The 17,613-nt window shown below is 74.4% G+C and carries 23 protein-coding genes; 12 read left to right on the top strand and 11 right to left on the bottom strand.

The genetic code is table 11. The features are described 5' to 3' along the window. Nucleotides 1-113 precede the first annotated feature (113 nt). Complete coding sequence (locus ACFYYN_RS14570; protein ID WP_500546061.1) at nt 114-1,142, top strand: GlxA family transcriptional regulator; 1,029 nt, start codon at nt 114-116, stop codon at nt 1,140-1,142. A gap of 50 nt (nt 1,143-1,192) precedes the next feature. On the opposite strand, the gene ACFYYN_RS14575 is transcribed toward ACFYYN_RS14570, so the two are convergent. The 3 genes from ACFYYN_RS14575 to ACFYYN_RS14585 all read right to left on the bottom strand — a co-directional run bounded on the left by ACFYYN_RS14575 (nt 1,193) and on the right by ACFYYN_RS14585 (nt 2,666). Beyond that, on the bottom strand, nt 1,193-1,831 hold the full coding sequence (locus ACFYYN_RS14575) for an HD domain-containing protein (RefSeq protein WP_500326947.1): 639 nt from the start codon (nt 1,829-1,831) through the stop codon (nt 1,193-1,195). A 176-nt stretch (nt 1,832-2,007) separates the two neighbouring features. Then, nucleotides 2,008-2,328: a DUF4326 domain-containing protein gene (locus ACFYYN_RS14580; RefSeq protein WP_499510298.1), complete on the bottom strand. Its 321-nt coding sequence runs from the start codon at nt 2,326-2,328 to the stop codon at nt 2,008-2,010. A 38-nt stretch (nt 2,329-2,366) separates the two neighbouring features. Then, a complete protein-coding gene (locus ACFYYN_RS14585; RefSeq protein WP_500546062.1) occupies nt 2,367-2,666 on the bottom strand; it encodes a putative quinol monooxygenase in 300 nt (99 codons plus the stop codon). Nucleotides 2,667-2,788: 122 nt separating this feature from the next. On the opposite strand from ACFYYN_RS14585, the gene ACFYYN_RS14590 reads away from it, so the two are divergent. From ACFYYN_RS14590 to ACFYYN_RS14600, 3 genes are all read left to right on the top strand, one after another. Beyond that, nucleotides 2,789-3,748, top strand: coding sequence for a GlxA family transcriptional regulator (locus ACFYYN_RS14590; RefSeq protein WP_500546063.1), 960 nt, complete (start codon nt 2,789-2,791; stop codon nt 3,746-3,748). Nucleotides 3,749-3,830: 82 nt separating this feature from the next. After that, on the top strand, nt 3,831-4,337 hold the full coding sequence (locus tag ACFYYN_RS14595) for a hypothetical protein (RefSeq protein WP_500546064.1): 507 nt from the start codon (nt 3,831-3,833) through the stop codon (nt 4,335-4,337). A gap of 141 nt (nt 4,338-4,478) precedes the next feature. Next, nucleotides 4,479-4,937 carry a hypothetical protein gene (locus ACFYYN_RS14600; RefSeq protein ID WP_500546065.1) on the top strand — a complete coding sequence of 153 codons (459 nt, stop codon included), beginning with the start codon at nt 4,479-4,481 and terminating at the stop codon, nt 4,935-4,937. On the opposite strand, the gene ACFYYN_RS14605 is transcribed toward ACFYYN_RS14600, so the two are convergent. Next, entirely contained in the window at nt 4,922-5,971 is a 1,050-nt protein-coding gene (locus tag ACFYYN_RS14605) for a CobW family GTP-binding protein (protein WP_500546066.1), read from the bottom strand. The two genes, ACFYYN_RS14600 and ACFYYN_RS14605, sit on opposite strands and share 16 nt — an antisense overlap. 161 nt (nt 5,972-6,132) lie before the next feature. Between ACFYYN_RS14605 and ACFYYN_RS14610 the strand changes: the two genes are divergently transcribed. Beyond that, entirely contained in the window at nt 6,133-6,327 is a 195-nt protein-coding gene (locus ACFYYN_RS14610) for a hypothetical protein (protein WP_500546068.1), read from the top strand. Between the two features lie 56 nt (nt 6,328-6,383). On the opposite strand, the gene ACFYYN_RS14615 is transcribed toward ACFYYN_RS14610, so the two are convergent. Further along, the gene (locus ACFYYN_RS14615) at nt 6,384-6,608 is read right to left on the bottom strand and encodes a DUF397 domain-containing protein (protein WP_500546069.1); all 225 of its coding nucleotides are present in this window, start codon (nt 6,606-6,608) and stop codon (nt 6,384-6,386) included. A 205-nt stretch (nt 6,609-6,813) separates the two neighbouring features. Then, a complete protein-coding gene (locus ACFYYN_RS14620) occupies nt 6,814-7,038 on the bottom strand; it encodes a DUF397 domain-containing protein (RefSeq protein WP_500546070.1) in 225 nt (74 codons plus the stop codon). A 203-nt stretch (nt 7,039-7,241) separates the two neighbouring features. On the opposite strand from ACFYYN_RS14620, the gene ACFYYN_RS14625 reads away from it, so the two are divergent. Beyond that, on the top strand, nt 7,242-7,454 hold the full coding sequence (locus ACFYYN_RS14625) for a hypothetical protein (protein ID WP_500326930.1): 213 nt from the start codon (nt 7,242-7,244) through the stop codon (nt 7,452-7,454). Here the strand turns inward: ACFYYN_RS14625 and ACFYYN_RS14630 are convergent. Then, nucleotides 7,427-8,422, bottom strand: coding sequence for a DNA polymerase Y family protein (locus tag ACFYYN_RS14630; protein ID WP_500326928.1), 996 nt, complete (start codon nt 8,420-8,422; stop codon nt 7,427-7,429). The two genes, ACFYYN_RS14625 and ACFYYN_RS14630, sit on opposite strands and share 28 nt — an antisense overlap. A gap of 91 nt (nt 8,423-8,513) precedes the next feature. On the opposite strand from ACFYYN_RS14630, the gene ACFYYN_RS14635 reads away from it, so the two are divergent. Then, on the top strand, nt 8,514-9,203 hold the full coding sequence (locus tag ACFYYN_RS14635; protein ID WP_500546071.1) for a hypothetical protein: 690 nt from the start codon (nt 8,514-8,516) through the stop codon (nt 9,201-9,203). A 38-nt stretch (nt 9,204-9,241) separates the two neighbouring features. Then, nucleotides 9,242-9,421 (top strand): hypothetical protein, encoded by a 180-nt coding sequence (locus ACFYYN_RS14640; protein WP_500546072.1) that lies wholly within the window; start codon nt 9,242-9,244, stop codon nt 9,419-9,421. A gap of 48 nt (nt 9,422-9,469) precedes the next feature. Here the strand turns inward: ACFYYN_RS14640 and ACFYYN_RS14645 are convergent, their stop codons facing one another. Then, entirely contained in the window at nt 9,470-10,414 is a 945-nt protein-coding gene (locus tag ACFYYN_RS14645; protein ID WP_500546073.1) for a DMT family transporter, read from the bottom strand. A gap of 207 nt (nt 10,415-10,621) precedes the next feature. Here ACFYYN_RS14645 and ltaE point away from each other — a divergent pair, with 207 nt between their 5' ends. From ltaE to ACFYYN_RS14665, 4 genes are all read left to right on the top strand, one after another. Then, nucleotides 10,622-11,695, top strand: a complete 1,074-nt coding sequence (gene ltaE, locus ACFYYN_RS14650) for a low-specificity L-threonine aldolase (RefSeq protein ID WP_500546075.1) — start codon at nt 10,622-10,624, stop codon at nt 11,693-11,695. A gap of 168 nt (nt 11,696-11,863) precedes the next feature. Continuing rightward, a complete protein-coding gene (locus ACFYYN_RS14655) occupies nt 11,864-12,511 on the top strand; it encodes a L,D-transpeptidase family protein (protein WP_500359915.1) in 648 nt (215 codons plus the stop codon). A gap of 314 nt (nt 12,512-12,825) precedes the next feature. After that, complete coding sequence (locus tag ACFYYN_RS14660; protein WP_500546182.1) at nt 12,826-14,079, top strand: RICIN domain-containing protein; 1,254 nt, start codon at nt 12,826-12,828, stop codon at nt 14,077-14,079. A 90-nt stretch (nt 14,080-14,169) separates the two neighbouring features. After that, the gene (locus ACFYYN_RS14665) at nt 14,170-15,075 is read left to right on the top strand and encodes an SDR family oxidoreductase (protein ID WP_500546076.1); all 906 of its coding nucleotides are present in this window, start codon (nt 14,170-14,172) and stop codon (nt 15,073-15,075) included. Here ACFYYN_RS14665 and ACFYYN_RS14670 read toward each other — a convergent pair. The 3 genes from ACFYYN_RS14670 to ACFYYN_RS14680 form a co-directional block, all read right to left on the bottom strand. Then, nucleotides 15,048-15,638 (bottom strand): lytic polysaccharide monooxygenase auxiliary activity family 9 protein, encoded by a 591-nt coding sequence (locus ACFYYN_RS14670; protein WP_500546077.1) that lies wholly within the window; start codon nt 15,636-15,638, stop codon nt 15,048-15,050. The two genes, ACFYYN_RS14665 and ACFYYN_RS14670, sit on opposite strands and share 28 nt — an antisense overlap. Before the next feature lie 251 nt (nt 15,639-15,889). Next, the gene (locus ACFYYN_RS14675) at nt 15,890-16,912 is read right to left on the bottom strand and encodes a GNAT family N-acetyltransferase (protein ID WP_500546078.1); all 1,023 of its coding nucleotides are present in this window, start codon (nt 16,910-16,912) and stop codon (nt 15,890-15,892) included. Between the two features lie 52 nt (nt 16,913-16,964). Further along, entirely contained in the window at nt 16,965-17,606 is a 642-nt protein-coding gene (locus tag ACFYYN_RS14680) for a nucleoside/nucleotide kinase family protein (protein WP_500546079.1), read from the bottom strand. Nucleotides 17,607-17,613: the final 7 nt, after the last annotated feature.

Raw genomic sequence — 17,613 nt, forward strand, 5'->3', positions numbered from 1 at the left:
GCGACAATGAAGGACCGGACAGGACCGGGCCGGCCCAACGTCCCCGGGATGCAGGCCACATGGGTGTCCGCGCCGGTCCCGCCGGACGCCGGCCCGCCCCCCGAGGAACGAGAGTGACGCCCCGCGTGAACCCGCACAAGCCCTCCGGGACCTCCCCCGCCGTCCCGCCGCACCGCGTCCTGGTGCTGCTGTTCGACGGACTGCAGCTGATGGACGTGACCGGCCCGCTGGACGTGTACGCGGCGGCGAACGAGTACGGCGCCCACTACGCGATGAGCACCGTCTCGCCGGACGGCGGGCCCGTGACCACCACCGCGGGGCTGCGGCTCATGCCGGACCTGTCGCTGGACGAGGTGGACTTCCCGGTCGACACCCTCGTCATCCCCGGGCGTCCCGACTGGTGGGCGGCGGTCTCCGACACCGCGCTCGTGGCGGGCATCACCCGGCTCGCGGACCGCTCCCGCACCGTCGCCTCGGTCTGCGCCGGCGCTTTCCCCCTGGCCGCGACCGGGTTGCTGGACGGACGCCGGGCGGCGACGCACTGGCGGCTGGCGGGCGACCTCGCCGCCCGCTACCCGAAGGTGGAGGTGGACGACGACGCGATCTTCGTACGGGACGGCCGGTTCATCACCTCGGCGGGCATCAGCGCCGGGATCGACCTGACCCTGTCCCTGGTCGAGTCCGACCTCGGGCCGGACATCGCCCGCAAGGCCGCCAAGTTCCTGGTGGTCTTCATGGCGCGGCCGGGCGGCCAGTCGCAGTTCAGCGTGCGGCAGAGCCCGCGGCACCCCGCGCACTCGGTGCTGCGCGGGGTGCTCGACCAGGTGGCCGCCGATCCCTCGGGGGACCACGGCCTGCCCGCGCTGGCGGCGCGGGCGGGGGTGAGTTCACGTCATCTGACCCGGCTGTTCCGTACCGAGACGGACGGCACGGCCTCGGAGTACGTGGAACGCGTCCGCGTCGAGGCCGCCCAGGCGCTGCTGGAGGCGGGCGACGACGCCCTCGACGTGGTGGCCCGGCGCAGCGGTTTCGGGTCGGAGGAGACGATGCGCCGGGCGTTCCGGCGCCGTCTGGGCGTCAGCCCGGGGGCGTACCGTGACCGCTTCCGCACCACCCGGCCGCACGGCAGCCGGGAGGGGTGAGCGGGCGGCCCGCCCCGGCCGCCCGGCCGCTGTGGCTGCCTCCGGCCGGGTCACTCCGCCCAGGGCGACTGCAGGATGGTGTCCACGAAGTTCCCGCGGACGAAGCCCGGTACGAAGCGCTCCAGGACGTCGGCCTTGACGTTGCCGAACGTCGTGCCGGGGCGCGGCGCGATGCCGTGGGTGAACTCCTTGAGGATGTTGTTCTTGAAGTCGGGCCGCGGGTGGACGGCGACGACCGCCTCGCGCTCCTGCGGCGTGATCTCGTCGTACCCGATGCCGAGGACGTCGACCTCGACCCCCGAGGTGACCAGGGCGATCTCGGGCGCCATGTGCCACGGGATCTCCGGCGTGGTGTGCAGGGCGATCGCCTCCCACACCACCCGCGCGCGGTCCTCGGGGACGTCGTGCTCCAGCAGGAAGCGGCGGGCCTCGTCGGCGCCGTCGATCTCGAAGCGCTGGTCGGTACGGGCGTAGGTGTCGGTCAGTCCGAGGTCGTGGAAGAGGGCGCCGACGTACAGCAGCTCGGGGTCGAAGTCCCACCCGCGGTTGCGGCCGCGCATCGACGCCCAGAAGTACACCCGGCGGGAGTGGTGGAAGACCACCGGGTCGGCGGCCTTGCGCACCAGTTCGGTCGCCTCCGTCACGAGCAGGGTGCCGGGCACCTCGATGTCCGCGATGATTTCAGCCACGTCGAATCTCCTGACAGGTTTCCGGTTCCGGCGGCGTCTGGGCGGGCCGCCCGGTGCCGTTGGATCCATCGTCGGGCGCGGCGGCGGTCCCCGCCGGATGCCGGACGGACGCGCGACCCTCGGATCGGGACACGCGTCCGGCCGGCCGTACCGGGCGGGGCGGGGCGGGGCGGCGGTCAGGACGCGTCGGCGAGTTCCGCGATGACCTGCGCGTGGCACGGCTCGGGCAGGCACCAGCAGCCCAGCCTGCGGCCGCGCAGCGCGGGCAGCATCGCGAGCAGGTCGGGGCGGCCCAGCAGGTGTTCGCGGTACTTGTCGAGGACCTCCTGGCGGGTACCGTCCCGCCCCGGGCGGTAGGGGCTGGCCAGCGGGGAGCCGGCCAGGTGCCAGCCGCCGCGGTGCGTCGGGCGGCCCACGTAGACGACGTCCGCGTACGCGGGGTCGTCGCGGTGGCCCTTGAGGTTCACCACGGTGGTGCGGGGCTCGGTCTCGCTCATGACCAGTTCCTTCCCACGGTCCGGGGCGCCGATGGGCGTCAGGGCAGCTTGGCCGCCAGGACGTCCACCGGGCGGATGTCCGGCGGCGAGGCGAGCTTCGTCTTCGCCGCCTCCGCCAGGGCGGCGGCGATGCGGCCCGACAGGTGGCCGGCGCGGCCCGCCTCGTCCTCGAAGGTGTCGAAGACCCCGAAGGTGGTGGCGTCCTCGCGGAACGCGAACCAGGTGACGGTGTGCTCCTCCTCCCGGGCCGCCGCCAGTGCGTCGTGCAGCATGGCCGCGACCTCCTCCGCGTGCTCGGGCCTGGCCTCGATGCGGGCCAGCAGGCCGATCTTCGTCATCGTGTGCCCCTTCTCGGTGGTCGTGCGGTGGTGGACGTCGTCCGGCCGGACACCGGAAACCTATGCCGCGCGGCACCCCTCCCCCCAGCGTCGGAAACGACGTGTTCGATACCGTTTCCGTCATGGACGTGGCAGTGGTGGCGTACGACGGTGTGTTCGACTCCGGTCTCTCGGCGGTCCTCGACGTCCTCGAGGCGGCCAACGCGATGCGCGGCGAGCTCCCGCAGCCGCCGCCCGCCTGGAACGTGACGACGGTCGGCCCGCGCCGCCGGGTCCGCACCGGCGCCGGGCACACGGTGGCGGCGGCACCGGCCGGCGAGGCCGCGGGGGCGGATCTGCTGCTCGTCCCGGCACTCGCGGAGCGCCGGCCGGACGCCCTCGTGGAGCGCGTCTCGGGGCCAGGCACGGCCGCCGTGCGCCGTCTGGTGGCGGCCACGCGCGAGCGCGGCAGGCCCGTCGCCTCGGCCTGCACGGGCACCTTCCTGCTCGCCGAGTCCGGGGTGCTGGACGGGCGGCGCGCCACGACCAGTTGGTGGCTGGCCCCGGTCTTCCGGCAGCGCTACCCGGCCGTCACGGTCGACGAGACCCGCATGGTGACCAGTTGCGACGGGGTCACGACGGCGGGCGCGGCCTTCGGCCACGTCGACCTGGCGCTGGCGGTGGTGCGCATGTCCAGCCCGGCACTGGCCGATCTGGTCGCCCGCTACCTGGTCGTGGACGAGCGCCCGTCGCAGTCGGCGTACACCATCCCCAGCGCCCTGGCCCAGGCCGATCCGACGGTGGCCGGCTTCGAGCGCTGGGTGCGGCTGCGTCTGGAGGAGCCCATCAGCATCGCCGAGGCGGCCCGCGCCCTGGGGGTCGGCGAGCGGACCCTGCAGCGGGCCGTGCGGCGGGTCCTGGGCGTGTCCCCGGTCCGTTTCGTGCAGGACCTGCGCGTCGAGCAGGCCACGCACCTGCTGCGCACCACCGACCTCCCCGTCGAGGTCGTCGCCCGCCGCGTGGGCTACGAGCACGCCAACACCCTGCGCGTCCTGCTCCGCGACCGCACCGGCACGACGGCCGGCGCCCTGCGCGGCCGATGAGCCCTGTGCTCCCGGCGGGCCCCGTCGTCCCGGCAGGCAATTGGCGCGCGCCTTCCCCCGGACGCCTGTACGGTGCGGAGCCGTGGGAACGGACATCCACGGCGGCATCGAGTTCCGCCATCCGCTGGCAGGCACGGAGTTCTACGAGGGCGAACCCTGGGTCGACGCGATGGACCTGTGGCCGCTGTACGACGAGGTCGACTACCCATCCTTCGGCTACCTCTTCGGGGTACGCAACACCCTCGGGTTCCGCCCCCTCGCGGCGGGCTGGGGCCTGCCGGAGGACCTGTCCGGCCGCTTCCGCGAGGGGCTCGCGCCGTGGGTGGCGTCCGGGGCCATGGACGGGGCCGGCTGGGTCACCTGGGCCGAGCTCGCCGCCGCCGACCGGGCAGCCGTCCCCGAGCACTTCGTGGGCCGGGTGACGTGGCGGCGGCCGTCGCAGCGGGACCGCCCTGCCGGTGCTTCGTACCGGCCGTGTGGCCGCCGGACGTGGTCGCGGCCGTGGGGCCGCGGCCGCCCGAACTGGACGGCGCCACGGACGGGTTCACCTGGAGCGGTCCGGCGGGGGAATGCCGTTACGAGCCGCTGACCGCGGGCCTGGTCCTGGGCGAGGGCACGCACTGGCCCCATGTCTTCGCCGTGATGGAGGCACTCGCGGGCCGCTTCGGCCCGGACGGCGTCCGGCTGGTGGTCGCCTTCGACTGAGCCGGGACCGTCCTACTCTGAGGGTGTGATCACCAAGCGGCGCACCCGGGGCGCCGCCGCGGCTGCGGCCGTGGCGTGGTCGCTGCTGACCGTGTTCCTGCTGGCGGTGACCGCCTTCACCGCGGCCCACGGCGCGTACGAGACCGGGGTGATCGGCCGCGAGGTACGCATGGTGCTGACCGGGTGCGAGCAGCGCCCCGAACGCGGCCGCGCCCCCATGCAGTGCACGGGCGTGCCGCTGGAGGCCGTCACGGGCCGGGATCCGTCACCGGAGCCGGTGAAGGTGCGCCACGCGGGCAGCCCGGGGCAGGTGGTGGGCGTGGTGCGGACGGCGTGGGGGACCCACATGGCCGCGGACCGCCGTCCCGGGGCGCGGGCGGCGGCGGTCCTGGCGACGATGGTGCCGCTCACCCTCGCCGTGCTGTGCGGCTGCGCCGCCGCCCGGCGGGCGGCCTCGGGCAGGGGGTGTCAGGGACGGACGTAGCGCAGGACGCCGAACATGGCGTCGGCGGGGAGTTCCTCGCCAGGGTCGGCGACGCAGGCGTCGAGGCCCTTGCGCAGGGCGGCCGCGTCGAGCCCCGCACCGATCATCACCAGCCGGGTGGCGCGGGACTCGTCCCGGGACCAGACGGACGGCAGGAAGCGCAGGAAGCCGCCGACGGAGTGCAGGGTGTACTTCTGCTCGTGGGCCGGTGCGGCGAAGCGCAGGAAGCCCTTCATCCGGTACAGGCCCGCGGGCCTGCCGTCGAGGAACTCCATCAGCCGGCGCGGGTGCAGCGGCGCCTCGGAGGTGAACTCCACGCTGTCGTACGCCGCGTGGAGGTGGCCGGTGTCGTCGCCGTCCGCGTGGTGCTCGTGCCCGTCGTCCGCGTACAGCTCGTCGAACGACAGCTGGCGGGCGGCCGTGCCGTCGGCCGCGCGCGGCCGGGGCTCGAAGAGCAGGGCGGGGTCCACACGGCCGTGGGCGGCCTCGACCAGCGGCGTTCCGGGGGCCACGGCGGCCAGTGCCTCGCGGACCCGTTCACGGCCGGCGGCGCCGACGCGGTCGGTCTTGTTCAGGACGACGAGGTCGGCGGCCCGCACATGGCGGTCGAGTTCGGGGTGCCGGGCGCGTACCGCCTCGTACTCGGCGGCGTCGACGACCTCGACCAGCCCGCCGTAGGTGATGGCGGTGTCGGTACTGGCCAGCAGCAGCCGGATCATGCCCTGGGGCTCGGCGAGACCGCTCGCCTCGATGACGATGACGTCGATGCGGGCCTGCGGACGGGAGAGCCTGGCGAGCATGTCGTCCATCTCCGTGGCGTCCACGGCACAGCACAGGCAGCCGTTGTCGAGGGCGACCATGGAGTCGACCTGGCCGGCGACGGAGAGCGCGTCGATGTTGATGCTGCCGAAGTCGTTGACGATCGCGCCGATGCGGGTGCCGCCGCGGTTGCGCAGGAGGTGGTTGAGGAGCGTGGTCTTTCCCGAGCCCAGGAATCCCGCGATGACGACGACCGGAATCCGTTGCTTGGCCAAGGCTTCCTCTCCGGGTACGGGCTGCCGGCCCCTCATCGTAAGCCCCGCGCACCCCGAGGTGCTTCGTGCGGGTGAACCGGCCCCCGGTGCAGAACCGGGGCGGGGGCCGCACGGTCTTCCGAGGCGTCCACGGGGATGGCTCTACGACGGAGGAGGCGCCCATGGCGGAGCAGGAGGCGGACCGTGGCACGGTCCTGGTGTGCATCGCCGCGGAGGACGAGGAGACGGCGTACCGCATCGTCGACCTGATCTCCGGGCGGCACCCGGCGACGGAACCACAGCTGCGGCGCACCAGTGAGGGCACGGTCGCGTGCGCGCTGCGGGCCCAGACGCTCCGGGTGCTGGGCGACGGCTGACACGGTTCGGCGGGCCGGTCCGCCGGCCCGCCGAGCACCGAGGAACGTGCCGGGTGCTAACCGAACTCGCCCTCGCGCACACCCTCCCGGAACGCCGTCCACTCCCGCGCGGTGAAGCGCAGGGGCGGCAGGTCCCTGTTCTCGGAATCACGGATGGCGACGGCTCCACCGCCGAGGTCCGCCACCTCGACGCACTCCGGCAGGTAGCCGCTCTTGCTGCTCTTGGCCCAGCGCGCTTCCCTCAGGTCCCGCGCGTAGAGATCGGCCTTTCTCGTTCGCATGAGAACCTCCGATCGAGGTTCGTGCGGATGTTCCCTCCCCACCCTCACTCCGACCGCCGCCTCCGCGCAACCATGGGGGTGCGGCCGTTGCCCCCCCGGGGGGCAACGGAGCCGTCGGCGATCCCGGGCTTGACGGGCCCGCTCACCGGGGCGGTCGATCGGCCTCGGCGGGCCGGCCCGTCAAGCGGGTGGGACGCGATGAGCCCTAGCCGAACTCGCCGTCGCGCACGCCCTCCCGGAACGCCGTCCACTCCTGCGGGGTGAACCGCAGCGGTGGCAGGGCCCTGTTGTTCGAGTCGCGGATCGCGACGGCTCCGTCGGCGAGCTCCGCGACCTCCACGCAGTCCGTCCGGTAGGGGCTCTTGCTGCTCTTGACCCAGCGCGCTTCCGTCAGGTCACGCGCGTACAGTTCGGTCTTCCTCGCTTGCATGAGAAGCTCCGTTCGGATCTCGATCGGATGTTCCCCCTTCCCACCCTCATCCCGTACCTCCCACCTCGCAACCGGCGCCCTGCCCGTGATCACGACGCAGCCCCGGACCAGCTCAAGTACCCACGGCCGAGGGGCTGCTGACGCCACGTCGCCATTCGGTCGCGCCCTGTCGCGAAACGCCGGGACGGGGCACCATCGAACACATGGCGACATCCTCGGGGTGCGATGTCTGCGGGCGGGAGGACGACACCGTCCGCGACTGCGGTATCCGCCACCTCCCGCTCGCCGTGTGCGACGCGTGCTTCGCGGACATGGCGCGGGCCCGGCGCGGCCCGCTGCCGCGTCCGCTGGACGGCGCAGAGGTGATGGCCGCCGTGCTGGAGGCGCTTCACGAGGACAGCCGGCGCTCCTCCTGAGCGGGGCCCGGCGCGGGCGGATCGGCGAAGGTCGACGGCAGTACGGCCCGGCCCCGGACCGCCCCCACCGGCACGGGACGGGACCGCCGCGGGTCGGCGGCGGACAGCCCCTCGGCCCGCAGGGCCACTGCGCGCACGGGGTCGCCGTGCGGGCCGAGGGCCTCGTGCATGGCGTAGGCGGCCTCGGCGAGTTCACCGGGGTCGGAGGTGGGCTCCGGCAGGGTGCGGCTGCGGCTGACGGACGAGCCGCCGGCGAGCCGCACGGTCAGGGTGAGGCCGGTGGCGGTGCGTCCGGTGCTGCGCAGCCGGTCGCCGAGACCGAGCCCGAGTTCGAGGACGGCGCGGCTCAGCGCGCCCCGGTCGGTGGCGTCGGCGGTGAACAGGCGGTCGGCGGCGAGCGAGCCGGGCGGGTGCTCGGGGGTGATCGGGGCGGGGTCGAGACCGTGCGCGCGTTCCCACACGCCGCGTCCGGGAGCGGCGCCGAGGATCGCCTGGACGTCGGGCAGCGGCGCGGCGGCGACCCTGCCGACGGTGTCCAGCCCGGCCGCGACCAGCGCACGGACGGCCTCCGCCGTGATCCCGGGCAGCGCCGCGACCGGCTTGGCGCGCAGGAAGTCGGCGACGGCCCGCGAGTCGGAGTCGACGGCCCGGATCCGGCCGACCAGGACGTCGTACGCGGCCATGGCGGCGACCGTGCGGCTCCCGGCGACGCCGATCGTGAGGCCCACGTCGTACAGGGCGGAGGCCCGGGTGCTGATCATGAGGGCGAGCTGCTCGGGCAGCAGCCCGTAGAAGCTCACCGCGGAGCGCACGTCGGCCACGACCGCGTCCGGCGGCTCGGCGCGGACGACGGGGGTGAACTGGCCGACGAGCCCGGCCAGCGCCGCGAGCGTCGCCGGGTCGGTCCCGCCGCAGCGGATGTAGAGCACGCAGGGCCCGGGGTCCTGGTGCGGCTCGGCCTCGACCATGGTCTGCCCGCCTCCACCTCGTTCGAACAACTGCTCGAATTCGAGTGTAGGGCATTCCAGGGCCCCGCGTCCGGCTCATAGGGTTCGTCGCATGACCCTGACCGCCGTGCAGCGCCGAGCCCTGCTGGAGTCCGACGCCAACACCGGGCAGTTGGGCGCGCGCGAACCGACCTGCGCGGCGCTGGCCAGGCAGGGCCTCGCCGTGCGGTACGGCCGCACCGGCGGCTGGTACCTCACCCAGGAGGGCCGCCGGGTGCGCGCGGGACTGGCGCGCGTGGAGCTCCCCCACCCGCACACCGGGGCGGCGCCCGGGACGGAGCCGGAACCTCGCCAGGAGCCCGCCGAGCGCGGCTTCGCGGCCGACGACGGGCTCGGCACGGGAGCCCCCGCCCCCGGTCGCGCCGCCGAGGTCGCATCGGCCTGGTCGGGGCTGCTGGAGATCCGCCGCGTCCTGCAGGACGGCGACACCACGCGGCCCGCGCCCTGGGAACGCGAGCGCCACGTCCACGCGGTGGCCCTGGCCCTGGAGGCGGCCGGGAGGCCACCGTCCGCGCGCGGCACCGCCGGGCGTCCCCCGGCCGCCGGCTACGCCGTCGCGCCCGCCGCCCAGAGCGGGGTCGCCGAGGTGTCCTGGCACTCCCCCGCCGGCGACGCCCCCGGCACGGCCGAGTCCGAGCTGGCCCGGTGCCAGGGCGTCCTGGAGGCGTACGGCTGGCAGTGCACCCTCCACCACGACCGGCGGCGGCGGGCGTTCCTCCTGGTCTCGCCCCGCCGGGCCTGAGGGAGCAGGATGGAGGCAGCGACCCCAGGAGGTCCGCCATGAAGTCCACGTCCTCGGACGCCGATCCGTACCTCTACGCCGAGACCCCCTCCCAGGCGGAGGGCGAACGGATCTACGACGACGCCGAGCGAAGCACGATGGAGATCCACCCGGACGTGCCCCGGACGACCCCCTCCCAGGCGGAGGGCGAGCGCATGGACGACATCCCGCCCCGGTGAGCCGGGGCGGGCACGTGCCGTCCGGGCGTTCGTACGTCCGTACGTCCGTCAGCGATCCCTGCGGGACAGCACCGCCAGGGCCAGGACGAGGACGGCCAGCCCCGCCCAGGACAGCGGCGTGGGCCGCTCCCCGAGGACGGCCACCCCGAGCAGGGCGGCCACGGCGGGCTCGGCGAGGGTGAGCGTGGTCGCGGCCGAGGCCGGTGTGTGCCGCAGTCCGCGCCCGAACAGCCGGTAGGCCAGGAAGGTCGTCAGCACCGCCAGGTGCAGGACCACCCCGGCGCCGCGCGGCGTGCCGAGCCACACCACGCCCGCGGCGAGCACCACCGGGAGGGTCAGCAGACCGGCGGAGCCGAAGAGCACTCCCATCACGGCGCCCGGCGCCTGCCCGCGTCCGATGAAGTGCCCGCCGACCAGGGAGTACACCGCGTACGAGAGCCCGGCGAGCGCCGCCAGTGCCACCCCCGCGGCGTCCGTGCGCGCGGCGGGACCGGCGTCCGCGCCGCCGAGCACCAGCAGCCCGCAGCCGAGGACGGCCACGGCCGTCGCGGCGGCCCACCGGCGGCTCGGGCGGTGCAGGCCGACCGCCCAGGCCAGCAGCCCGGTGAAGACGGGCGCGCTGCCCAGGGCGATGACGGTGGCCACGGCGACCCCGGTACGGGAGACCGCCGGGTAGAAGGAGAGCGGGTAACCGGCGACGGCGAGGGCACCGACGGCGAGCAGGGCTCCTCCACCGCGCCCCGCGGTGCGCAGCAGGGTCCGCGCTCCCTTGGCGCCGGCCAGCAGCAGGAGCCCGCCGAGGGTGAGTCCGGCACTTCCGACCGCGGCGGGCGGGGCGCCGGCGGGCGCGAAGGACGCGGCGGTGCCGGTGGTGCCCCACAGCAGCGCGGCGGCGAGGATCGGCAGCGCGCCCTGGACGAACCGCGGCCGGGGGCCGACGGCGCCGGGCGCGAGCGGGCGTGCGGGGGGGAGGGAGGGGGTGCTGTCCGGCACGGAGGTGGCCTCTCGTCACGAATCGGTGGAAACGGATCCGGAACGGGCGCACCGCACCTGCCCCTGGCGGCCGGGCGGCCTGCCGGGGGTGGGGGTCCGAGTCGTCAGTGAGTGCGCCCGGTCAGGCGCACAGCGGCGGAAGGACGACGTGCCAGTGGGAATTCACCCGACGATCCTACCGAAGGGCGGGCATGGCAGGGTGAACGCATGCCGATCACTGATGTCACCGATGAGCAGCCCGGACGGGTCATCGACCTGCGCAGCGACACCGTCACGCGGCCCGGCGCGGACATGCGCCGCGCCATGGCGGAGGCCGAGGTGGGCGACGACGTCTTCGCCGACGACCCCACCGTGGGCGCCCTCCAGGACCGGATCGCGGAGCGGCTCGGCTTCGAGGCCGCGCTGTTCGTCTCGTCCGGGACGCAGAGCAACCTGTGCGCGCTGCTGACGCACTGCGGCCGCGGTGACGAGTACATCGCCGGGCAGTCGGCGCACGTGTACCGCTGGGAGGGCGGCGGCGGTGCCGTGCTCGGCGGGATCCAGCCGCAGCCGCTGCCCCACCGGGAGGACGGGACGCTGGACCCGGCCGACATCGTGGCCGCGGTGAAGCCCGACGACCCGCACTTCCCGCGCACCCGGCTGCTGTGCCTGGAGAACACCATCGGCGGCCGGGTCGTCCCCACGGACTACCTGCGGACCGCGACCGGGCTGGCGCGTGAGCACGGGCTGGCCACGCACCTGGACGGGGCCCGGCTGTTCAACGCGGCGGTCGCCGCGGGCGGCGACCCGTACGAGCAGGCGCGGCTGATCGCCGGCCACTTCGACAGCGTCTCGGTCTGCTTCAGCAAGGGCCTGGGCGCACCGGTCGGCTCCGCGCTCCTGGGCAACCGGGAGTTCGTGGCGCGAGCGCTGCGCTGGCGCAAGGCGCTCGGCGGCGGGATGCGGCAGGCGGGCATCATCGCGGCGGGTGCCCTGTACGCGCTGGAGCACCAGGTGGCGCGGCTCGCCGAGGACCACGCGAACGCGGCGCTGTTCGCGGAGGGGATCAAGGACGTGCCAGGTCTGGTCGTGGGCGACTCCCAGACCAACATGGTCTTCGCCGAGCCGGCGCCGGGGCTGTCCGCCGAGGAGGTGCAGGAGCGCCTCGCGCGGCGCGGGCTGCACTGCGCCGGCTATCCCGGACGGCTGCGCTTCGTCTTCCACCTGGACGTGTCGCGCGCCGACACGGAGGAGGCCGTACGCATCGTCCACGAGGCCCTGGACGGCGCCGCGCGCGGCTGACGGCCCGCCATCTCCCTTTCCCGTAGCGGTCGTTCCGCAACCTCCGGTGCCTCCCGCGTGTCCTAGGGGGTGAGGTCGTCGCGCGACGGCCTCAACGGGGAAGGGGAAGCGATGAGAGCGGGAGCGTCAGCGGGACGCCGGGCGGGGGCCGCCCTCGCGGTGGCGGTGATGGCCGTGACACCGGTCGTGGCGGGGGGCGGCACGGCGCAGGCCGCGTCGTCGTGCACGACGAGCAAGGGGCCGTACCAGAAGCAAGTGGAGAAGTTCCTGGGGCGGCCGGTGGACGGGAAGCAGTCGGCGGCCGACTGCAAGGCGATACGCGCCTTCCAGACGAAGAACGGGATATCCCCGAACATCGGCTACGCGGGCCCGGTGACCTGGGGCGTCATGAAGATCATGAACGCCCAGAAGGCCGCGGGCAGCAATCCCAACAAGGCCGGCAAGTGCCCCACGAACAAGGGGCGGATCGCGTGCGTGGACCTCACGCGGCAGCTGAGCTGGATACAGGACGGCAAGAAGCTGAAGTTCGGGCCGGTCCCGGTGCGGACGGGCCGCAACGGCTACGAGACGCGCACCGGTGCCAAGAAGATCTACTGGCGCCACAAGGACCACTGGTCGACGCTCTACAACGTGGCCATGCCCTACAGCCAGTTCTTCGACGGCGGGCAGGCGTTCCACTCGATCGCGGGCAGCGTGTGGTCGCCGCCGGGGTCGCACGGCTGCGTGAACATGCGCAGCGGGGACGCCAAGAAGTACTGGAGCCTGCTGAAGAACGGTGACGACGTGTACGTGTACGGGCGCAAGCCCGGCACGTGACGCGCCGCGGCGCCGGCAGGGGCGGGCGGGACCGGGCGGGGCTCCGCCCGGTCCCGCCCGGCCTTCTTGGTCCAGACCTCTTGACGGCGCCTGGGGGCGGCAGTTCAATCACGGCGTGAACTAAGTCTTGAACTCACCCGGACGGGAATCCCGTGCCCCCACGCACGAGGGTTCAAGAAATGTCAGGTGCATGACTAGCGCTAACGCACCCGGCCCTCCGTCCGTCACCCCCCACGACCGCCCCGAAAGGCAGCGCCCCTGTGAAGGCACTCCCCCCACGCCCCCGCCCGCGCCGACGCGTGCGCGCCCGCGGCCTGCTCACCGCCGCCACCGCCGGACTCCTCGCCCTCGCCGCCCTCACCACCACCGGCCCCACCGACCATGCCCTCCCCGCGGCCCCCGCCGCCACCGCCGCGGTCACCACCTTCGCCGACGAGTTCGACGGCGCGGCCGGCAGCGCCGTCGACGGCGGCAAGTGGCAGATCGAGACCGGCGACAACGTCAACAACCACGAACGGCAGTACTACACCGCCGGGAACCGCAACGCGGCCCTCGACGGCCAGGGCCACCTCGTCATCACCGCCCGCAGGGAGAACCCCGCCGGTTACCAGTGCTGGTACGGCAGTTGCCAGTACACCTCCGCCCGGCTCAACACCTCGGGCCGCTTCACCACCACCTACGGCCACGTCGAGACCCGGATGAAGATCCCGCGCGGCCAGGGCATGTGGCCCGCGTTCTGGATGCTGGGCAACGACATCGGCAACGTCGGCTGGCCGGCCAGCGGCGAGATCGACATCATGGAGAACGTCGGCTTCGAGCCCGGCACCGTCCACGGCACCATCCACGGCCCTGACTACTTCGGCTCCGGTGGCATCGGGGCGGGCTACACCCTGCCGGGCGGCCAGGCCTTCGCCGACGCGTTCCACACCTTCGCCGTCGACTGGAGCCCGGACGCCATCAGCTGGTCCGTTGACGGCACCGTCTACCAGCGGCGCACCCCGGCCGACCTCGGCGGCCGCCCGTGGGTGTTCAACAAGCCGTTCTTCGTCATCCTCAACCTCGCGGTGGGCGGCTACTGGCCGGGCGACCCCGACGGCAGCACCGCCTTCCCGCAGCAGCTGGTCGTCGACTACGTCCGCGTTACCACCTCCGACGGCGGGGGCGGGGGCGGGGGCGGGGGCGGCACGACGGGCCGCATCACGGGCCTGGCCGGCAAGTGCGTCGACGTCGCCGGGGCCAACCCCGCCAACGGCACCCCCGTCCAGCTCTACGACTGCAACGGCACCGCCGCCCAGCAGTGGACCGCGGCCTCCGACGGCACCCTGCGCGCCCTGGGCAAGTGCCTGGACGTCAAGGACTTCGGCACGGCCGACGGATCCCAGCTGCAGCTGTGGGACTGCGGCGGCGGCACCAACCAGAAGTGGGTCCTCTCCGGTGCGCGCGACATCGTCAACCCGCAGGCGAACAAGTGCCTCGACGTCACCGGCAACAACTCCGCCAACGGCACCCGGCTCCAGTTGTGGACCTGCACCGGCGGCGCCAACCAGAAGTGGACGCTGACCCCCTGACCACCCGCTCAGCCGACGCGCCGACCGCCGCGCCCCTGAGCTCGGGTCGCCGCACTGGAAACTGACGGTCCGTCATGACAGGGTCACCTCATGACGGAACCCATCCCCCTCGCCGGACGCGCGGCGCTGGTCACCGGCGCGTCCGGCGGGATCGGGCTGGCCGTCGCCGCGGAACTGGCCGCCGCGGGCGCGCGCATCCTGCTGACCGCCCGCGACCCGGTCCGGCTGGAGGCGGCGGCCGGGCGGCTGCGCGCCGCCGGGCACACCGTGGCCACCCTGGCCGGGACGGTCGCCGACCCCGGCCACCTCGCGCAGAGCGCGGCGCTCGCGGTGCGCGCGCTCGGCGGCCTGGACGTCCTGGTCAACAACGCCGCCACCAACCTCCCGTACGGGCCGCTCGTGGAGGCCGACCCGGACCAGTGGCGGGCCGCGTTCGCGGTCAACGTCGAGGCGCCCCTGCGGCTGACCCAGCTGGCGTGGCGGGCCTGGATGCGCGAGCACGGCGGCGCGGTGGTCAACGTCTGCACCGAGGGCGCCGGGCACGTCGGGCCGAACGTCGGCGCCTACGGCACCAGCAAGGCGGCACTGCTTCACCTGACGGCGCAGCTCGCGGGCGAACTCGGCCCGGCGGTGCGGGTCAACGCGGTCTCCCCCGGCCTGGTGCGCACCGAGATGGCGCGCTTCGTGTGGCAGGACGCCGAGCGCGCGATCGCCGCCGGGCTGCCGATGGGACGGATCGGCGAACCCGGCGACGTCGCCCGGGCCGTGCGCTGGCTCGCCTCCGACGAGGCGGCCTGGATCACCGGCGCCGAGCTGGTGGTGGACGGCGGGACGCGGGTCCGTGCCGCCCGCACCGGCGGCGCGGGCGGCACGGGCGGCGCGGGCGGCACGGAGCGGTCGGGCGCCGGCGGCGGTGCCGCCGACGCCGTACGGGAGCGGCTGCTCGGCCGCCGGCCCGCTCCGAAGGGTCAGAACTGCACGTCGGAGCAGGCGTAGAAGGCGTTGCCGGTGTCCGCCACGGACCAGACGGCCAGGATGATGTGCCGTCCGGTCCTGCTGGGCATGGTGCCCTGGTGGGTGACCGTGGCGGGCGGCCGGGCGCCGTTGTAGTTGACGGTCAGGAACGGTGTCAGGGTCAGCGCGGAGCGGGTGAGCGGCCGGCTGGGGTCGAAGCCCTGCTTGGTGATGTAGTACTTGAAGTCGCTGGTGGCGTGCGAGGCGGTGAACTGCCAGCGGAAGCTGTAGTTCTGACCGGACGTCACCTTTGTGGTGGGCCAGCCGGTGCCGCCGCGCGGGTCGTCGAGCTGGGCGAACCGGCTGTTGCCGCCGGCGCAGAGGGTGCCGTCGGACGGGCCGGAGGACGGGAAGCCCTTGGGGCCCTCGACGCTCTGCGGCTCCCACTGAATGTCGCCGCAGTTGGTCACGGCGCCGTTGGCGCAGAGCTTCTGACGGCTGATCGGGGCGTCGGTGTAGCCGTGGCTCCAGGCGCTGCCGGTGCCGAGCACGGACAGCCCGACGAGGCCCAGCCCGACGACGGCGGCGCCGAATTTCCTGTGCATGCTTCGCTCCTCGGAGAACGTGGGGGAGTTCTGAGAGCAGTGCGCAGCCCGCAGGCACTAGGTCTAGACCAACAGCGAAGGTACTCCCATGAGTTGGTCATGTCTAGACCAAAAACAAAGGGAAGCCCCGGCCAGGACGGGGGGATCTGGCCGGGGCAGCTGGGGGTTCGCCGCGGACGCTCCTGGGTCCGCCGGGCGATCTGAAACTAGTTTAACAGTGAAAGAGGAGTGCTTCGTGCCACTCAAACTTGTCAACGTTGTGGTGTCCCGCACATGCGTGGGTCCAGCACCCGCTGCAGCCGGTACGCCACCGGCCGGAAGCCCACCTCCGGCCAGTGCGCCGCCGACACCGGCGAAAGCGCCGGCCAACTGGCCGTGATGTGCCGGTAGCCGCTGTCGTACGCCCACGCCAGCGCCGTCGCGAGCAGCACCCGGCTGATGCCCTCGCCCCGCGCGGCCTGGGTCACGTACGCCTCGGCCAGTTCCACGCACCCGTCGGGCACGACGGGGCCCGGCGCCGCCGGTGTCAGCACCACCATGCCGATCTCCTCGCCCCTGCGGGCGGCGACCCACGCCCCGCAGCGCGCATCGGCCAGTGCGGACGCGTAGTGCGTCCGCAGCCTCGCCAACGCCCCCTCGGGCTGCGGCCGGAACACCGCAGTCCCGCGGTCCGCGCGTGCCGCCTCCACCGCCATCCGCCCGATCCGGTCCAGGTCGCCGGGCCCCGCGCGGCGCACCGACAGCGCGTCCACACCGCGCGGCTGCCGCCCGCGCGGCCGCACCGCCATCAGGCCCCGCACCCGCTCCAGACCGAAGCCGGTGCGGAACCAGGCCGAGGCGACCGCCTCGTCGGCGGGCAGGTCCACGTAGTGCACCGGCCGGCGCTCCGCGACCAGGCGCGCGGCCACCGCCGCGTACAGCCCGCGCAGCACGTCCTCCCGCACCCCGTCCCGGCCGCCGCGCAGCGCGTGCCCCCCGTACGAGACCAGCGCGGAGCGCGGGTGGGCGCGCAAGCCCGCGCGGTCGTCCTCCGCGAGGTCGAGCGGGGTCGCGGCGAGGTAGCCGGTGAGCGCCCCGTCACCGCCCCGGGCGAGGACGGCCTCCACGCGCGGCTCGGCCAGGATCTTGCCCAGCAGTTCCTCACCCGGCGGCGGCGCGGTGGTCCGGCCGGACTGGTGGGGCAGCGCCTTGCGGGCCCTGGCGTGCCAGCGGTCGAGGAGGGCCGCTGCCTCGGGGACGTGCTCGGTGGTCAGCGGAGCGATGGCGACAGTCATGGTGGTCCGCGACGGTAACGGTCACGGCGGTACGGCGGCAAGGGCCGCCGGGTCACCCGGTCCAGGCCGGGTGCCGCGGGTCGTCGGTGTGCACCAGGACGTCCGCGGTCTCCCCGGGCGCCGTCTCCTGCTCGTAGCGGGCGTACGCCGGGAGCGTCCAGCGCTCGTCCTGCGGTGTGCGGCGGGCCAGGGCCGCCGCCGACATCCGCAGGTGGACGCAGAGGTCGAAGGGGAAGCCGTAACCCTGCAGAAGCGCGCCCTCCAGCAACAGCACGCCCCCGGGCGGGAGTTCCTCGTACCCGGCCCGCGTCGCACGGTCGGTCACCGGGTCCCGCAACGAGGGCAGCACCCGCCCGGTGCCTCCGGGCGCGAGCGGATGGAAGACCTCCCGCCACAGGGCCCCGGTGTCCAGCCAGCGCTCGTAGTAGGCGTCGGAGTCGTGGCGCCCCGTTTCGTAGCGCTGCGAGGCGGGCCGCCAGAAGGTCTGCGCCCGTACCCGCACGACCGGCCGGCCACTGAGCCGCAGCGCCTGCGCCAGCGCCTCCCCCAGCGCGTCCGGGCGCGTGGCCGGGGCCCCGTCGATCGCGACCCTGGGACGCTCGCCGCCGTCGTCGGGCTTCAGCTCCAGCACGCGGTCCACGACGGCCTCGGTCAGCCGTTCCCAGGTCACAGGCGTCAGTCGCACGCCCCCCATACTGCCG

The organism is Streptomyces sp. NPDC001902 (assembly GCF_042891295.1).
Classification (GTDB): Bacteria; Actinomycetota; Actinomycetes; order Streptomycetales; family Streptomycetaceae; genus Actinacidiphila.

Coding starts and splice junctions, on each gene's coding strand:
- ACFYYN_RS14615 (WP_500546069.1), bottom strand. CDS start 6,608: ATGCGAACGAGAAAGGCCGATCTCTACGCGCGGGACCTGAGGGAAGCG.
- ACFYYN_RS14620 (WP_500546070.1), bottom strand. CDS start 7,038: ATGCAAGCGAGGAAGACCGAACTGTACGCGCGTGACCTGACGGAAGCG.
- ACFYYN_RS14580 (WP_499510298.1), bottom strand. CDS start 2,328: ATGAGCGAGACCGAGCCCCGCACCACCGTGGTGAACCTCAAGGGCCAC.
- ACFYYN_RS14610 (WP_500546068.1), top strand. CDS start 6,133: ATGGCGGAGCAGGAGGCGGACCGTGGCACGGTCCTGGTGTGCATCGCC.
- ACFYYN_RS14675 (WP_500546078.1), bottom strand. CDS start 16,912: ATGACTGTCGCCATCGCTCCGCTGACCACCGAGCACGTCCCCGAGGCA.
- ACFYYN_RS14625 (WP_500326930.1), top strand. CDS start 7,242: ATGGCGACATCCTCGGGGTGCGATGTCTGCGGGCGGGAGGACGACACC.
- ACFYYN_RS14630 (WP_500326928.1), bottom strand. CDS start 8,422: ATGGTCGAGGCCGAGCCGCACCAGGACCCCGGGCCCTGCGTGCTCTAC.
- ACFYYN_RS14590 (WP_500546063.1), top strand. CDS start 2,789: ATGGACGTGGCAGTGGTGGCGTACGACGGTGTGTTCGACTCCGGTCTC.
- ACFYYN_RS14665 (WP_500546076.1), top strand. CDS start 14,170: ATGACGGAACCCATCCCCCTCGCCGGACGCGCGGCGCTGGTCACCGGC.
- ACFYYN_RS14635 (WP_500546071.1), top strand. CDS start 8,514: ATGACCCTGACCGCCGTGCAGCGCCGAGCCCTGCTGGAGTCCGACGCC.
- ltaE (WP_500546075.1), top strand. CDS start 10,622: ATGCCGATCACTGATGTCACCGATGAGCAGCCCGGACGGGTCATCGAC.
- ACFYYN_RS14585 (WP_500546062.1), bottom strand. CDS start 2,666: ATGACGAAGATCGGCCTGCTGGCCCGCATCGAGGCCAGGCCCGAGCAC.
- ACFYYN_RS14640 (WP_500546072.1), top strand. CDS start 9,242: ATGAAGTCCACGTCCTCGGACGCCGATCCGTACCTCTACGCCGAGACC.
- ACFYYN_RS14680 (WP_500546079.1), bottom strand. CDS start 17,606: ATGGGGGGCGTGCGACTGACGCCTGTGACCTGGGAACGGCTGACCGAG.
- ACFYYN_RS14670 (WP_500546077.1), bottom strand. CDS start 15,638: ATGCACAGGAAATTCGGCGCCGCCGTCGTCGGGCTGGGCCTCGTCGGG.
- ACFYYN_RS14655 (WP_500359915.1), top strand. CDS start 11,864: ATGGCCGTGACACCGGTCGTGGCGGGGGGCGGCACGGCGCAGGCCGCG.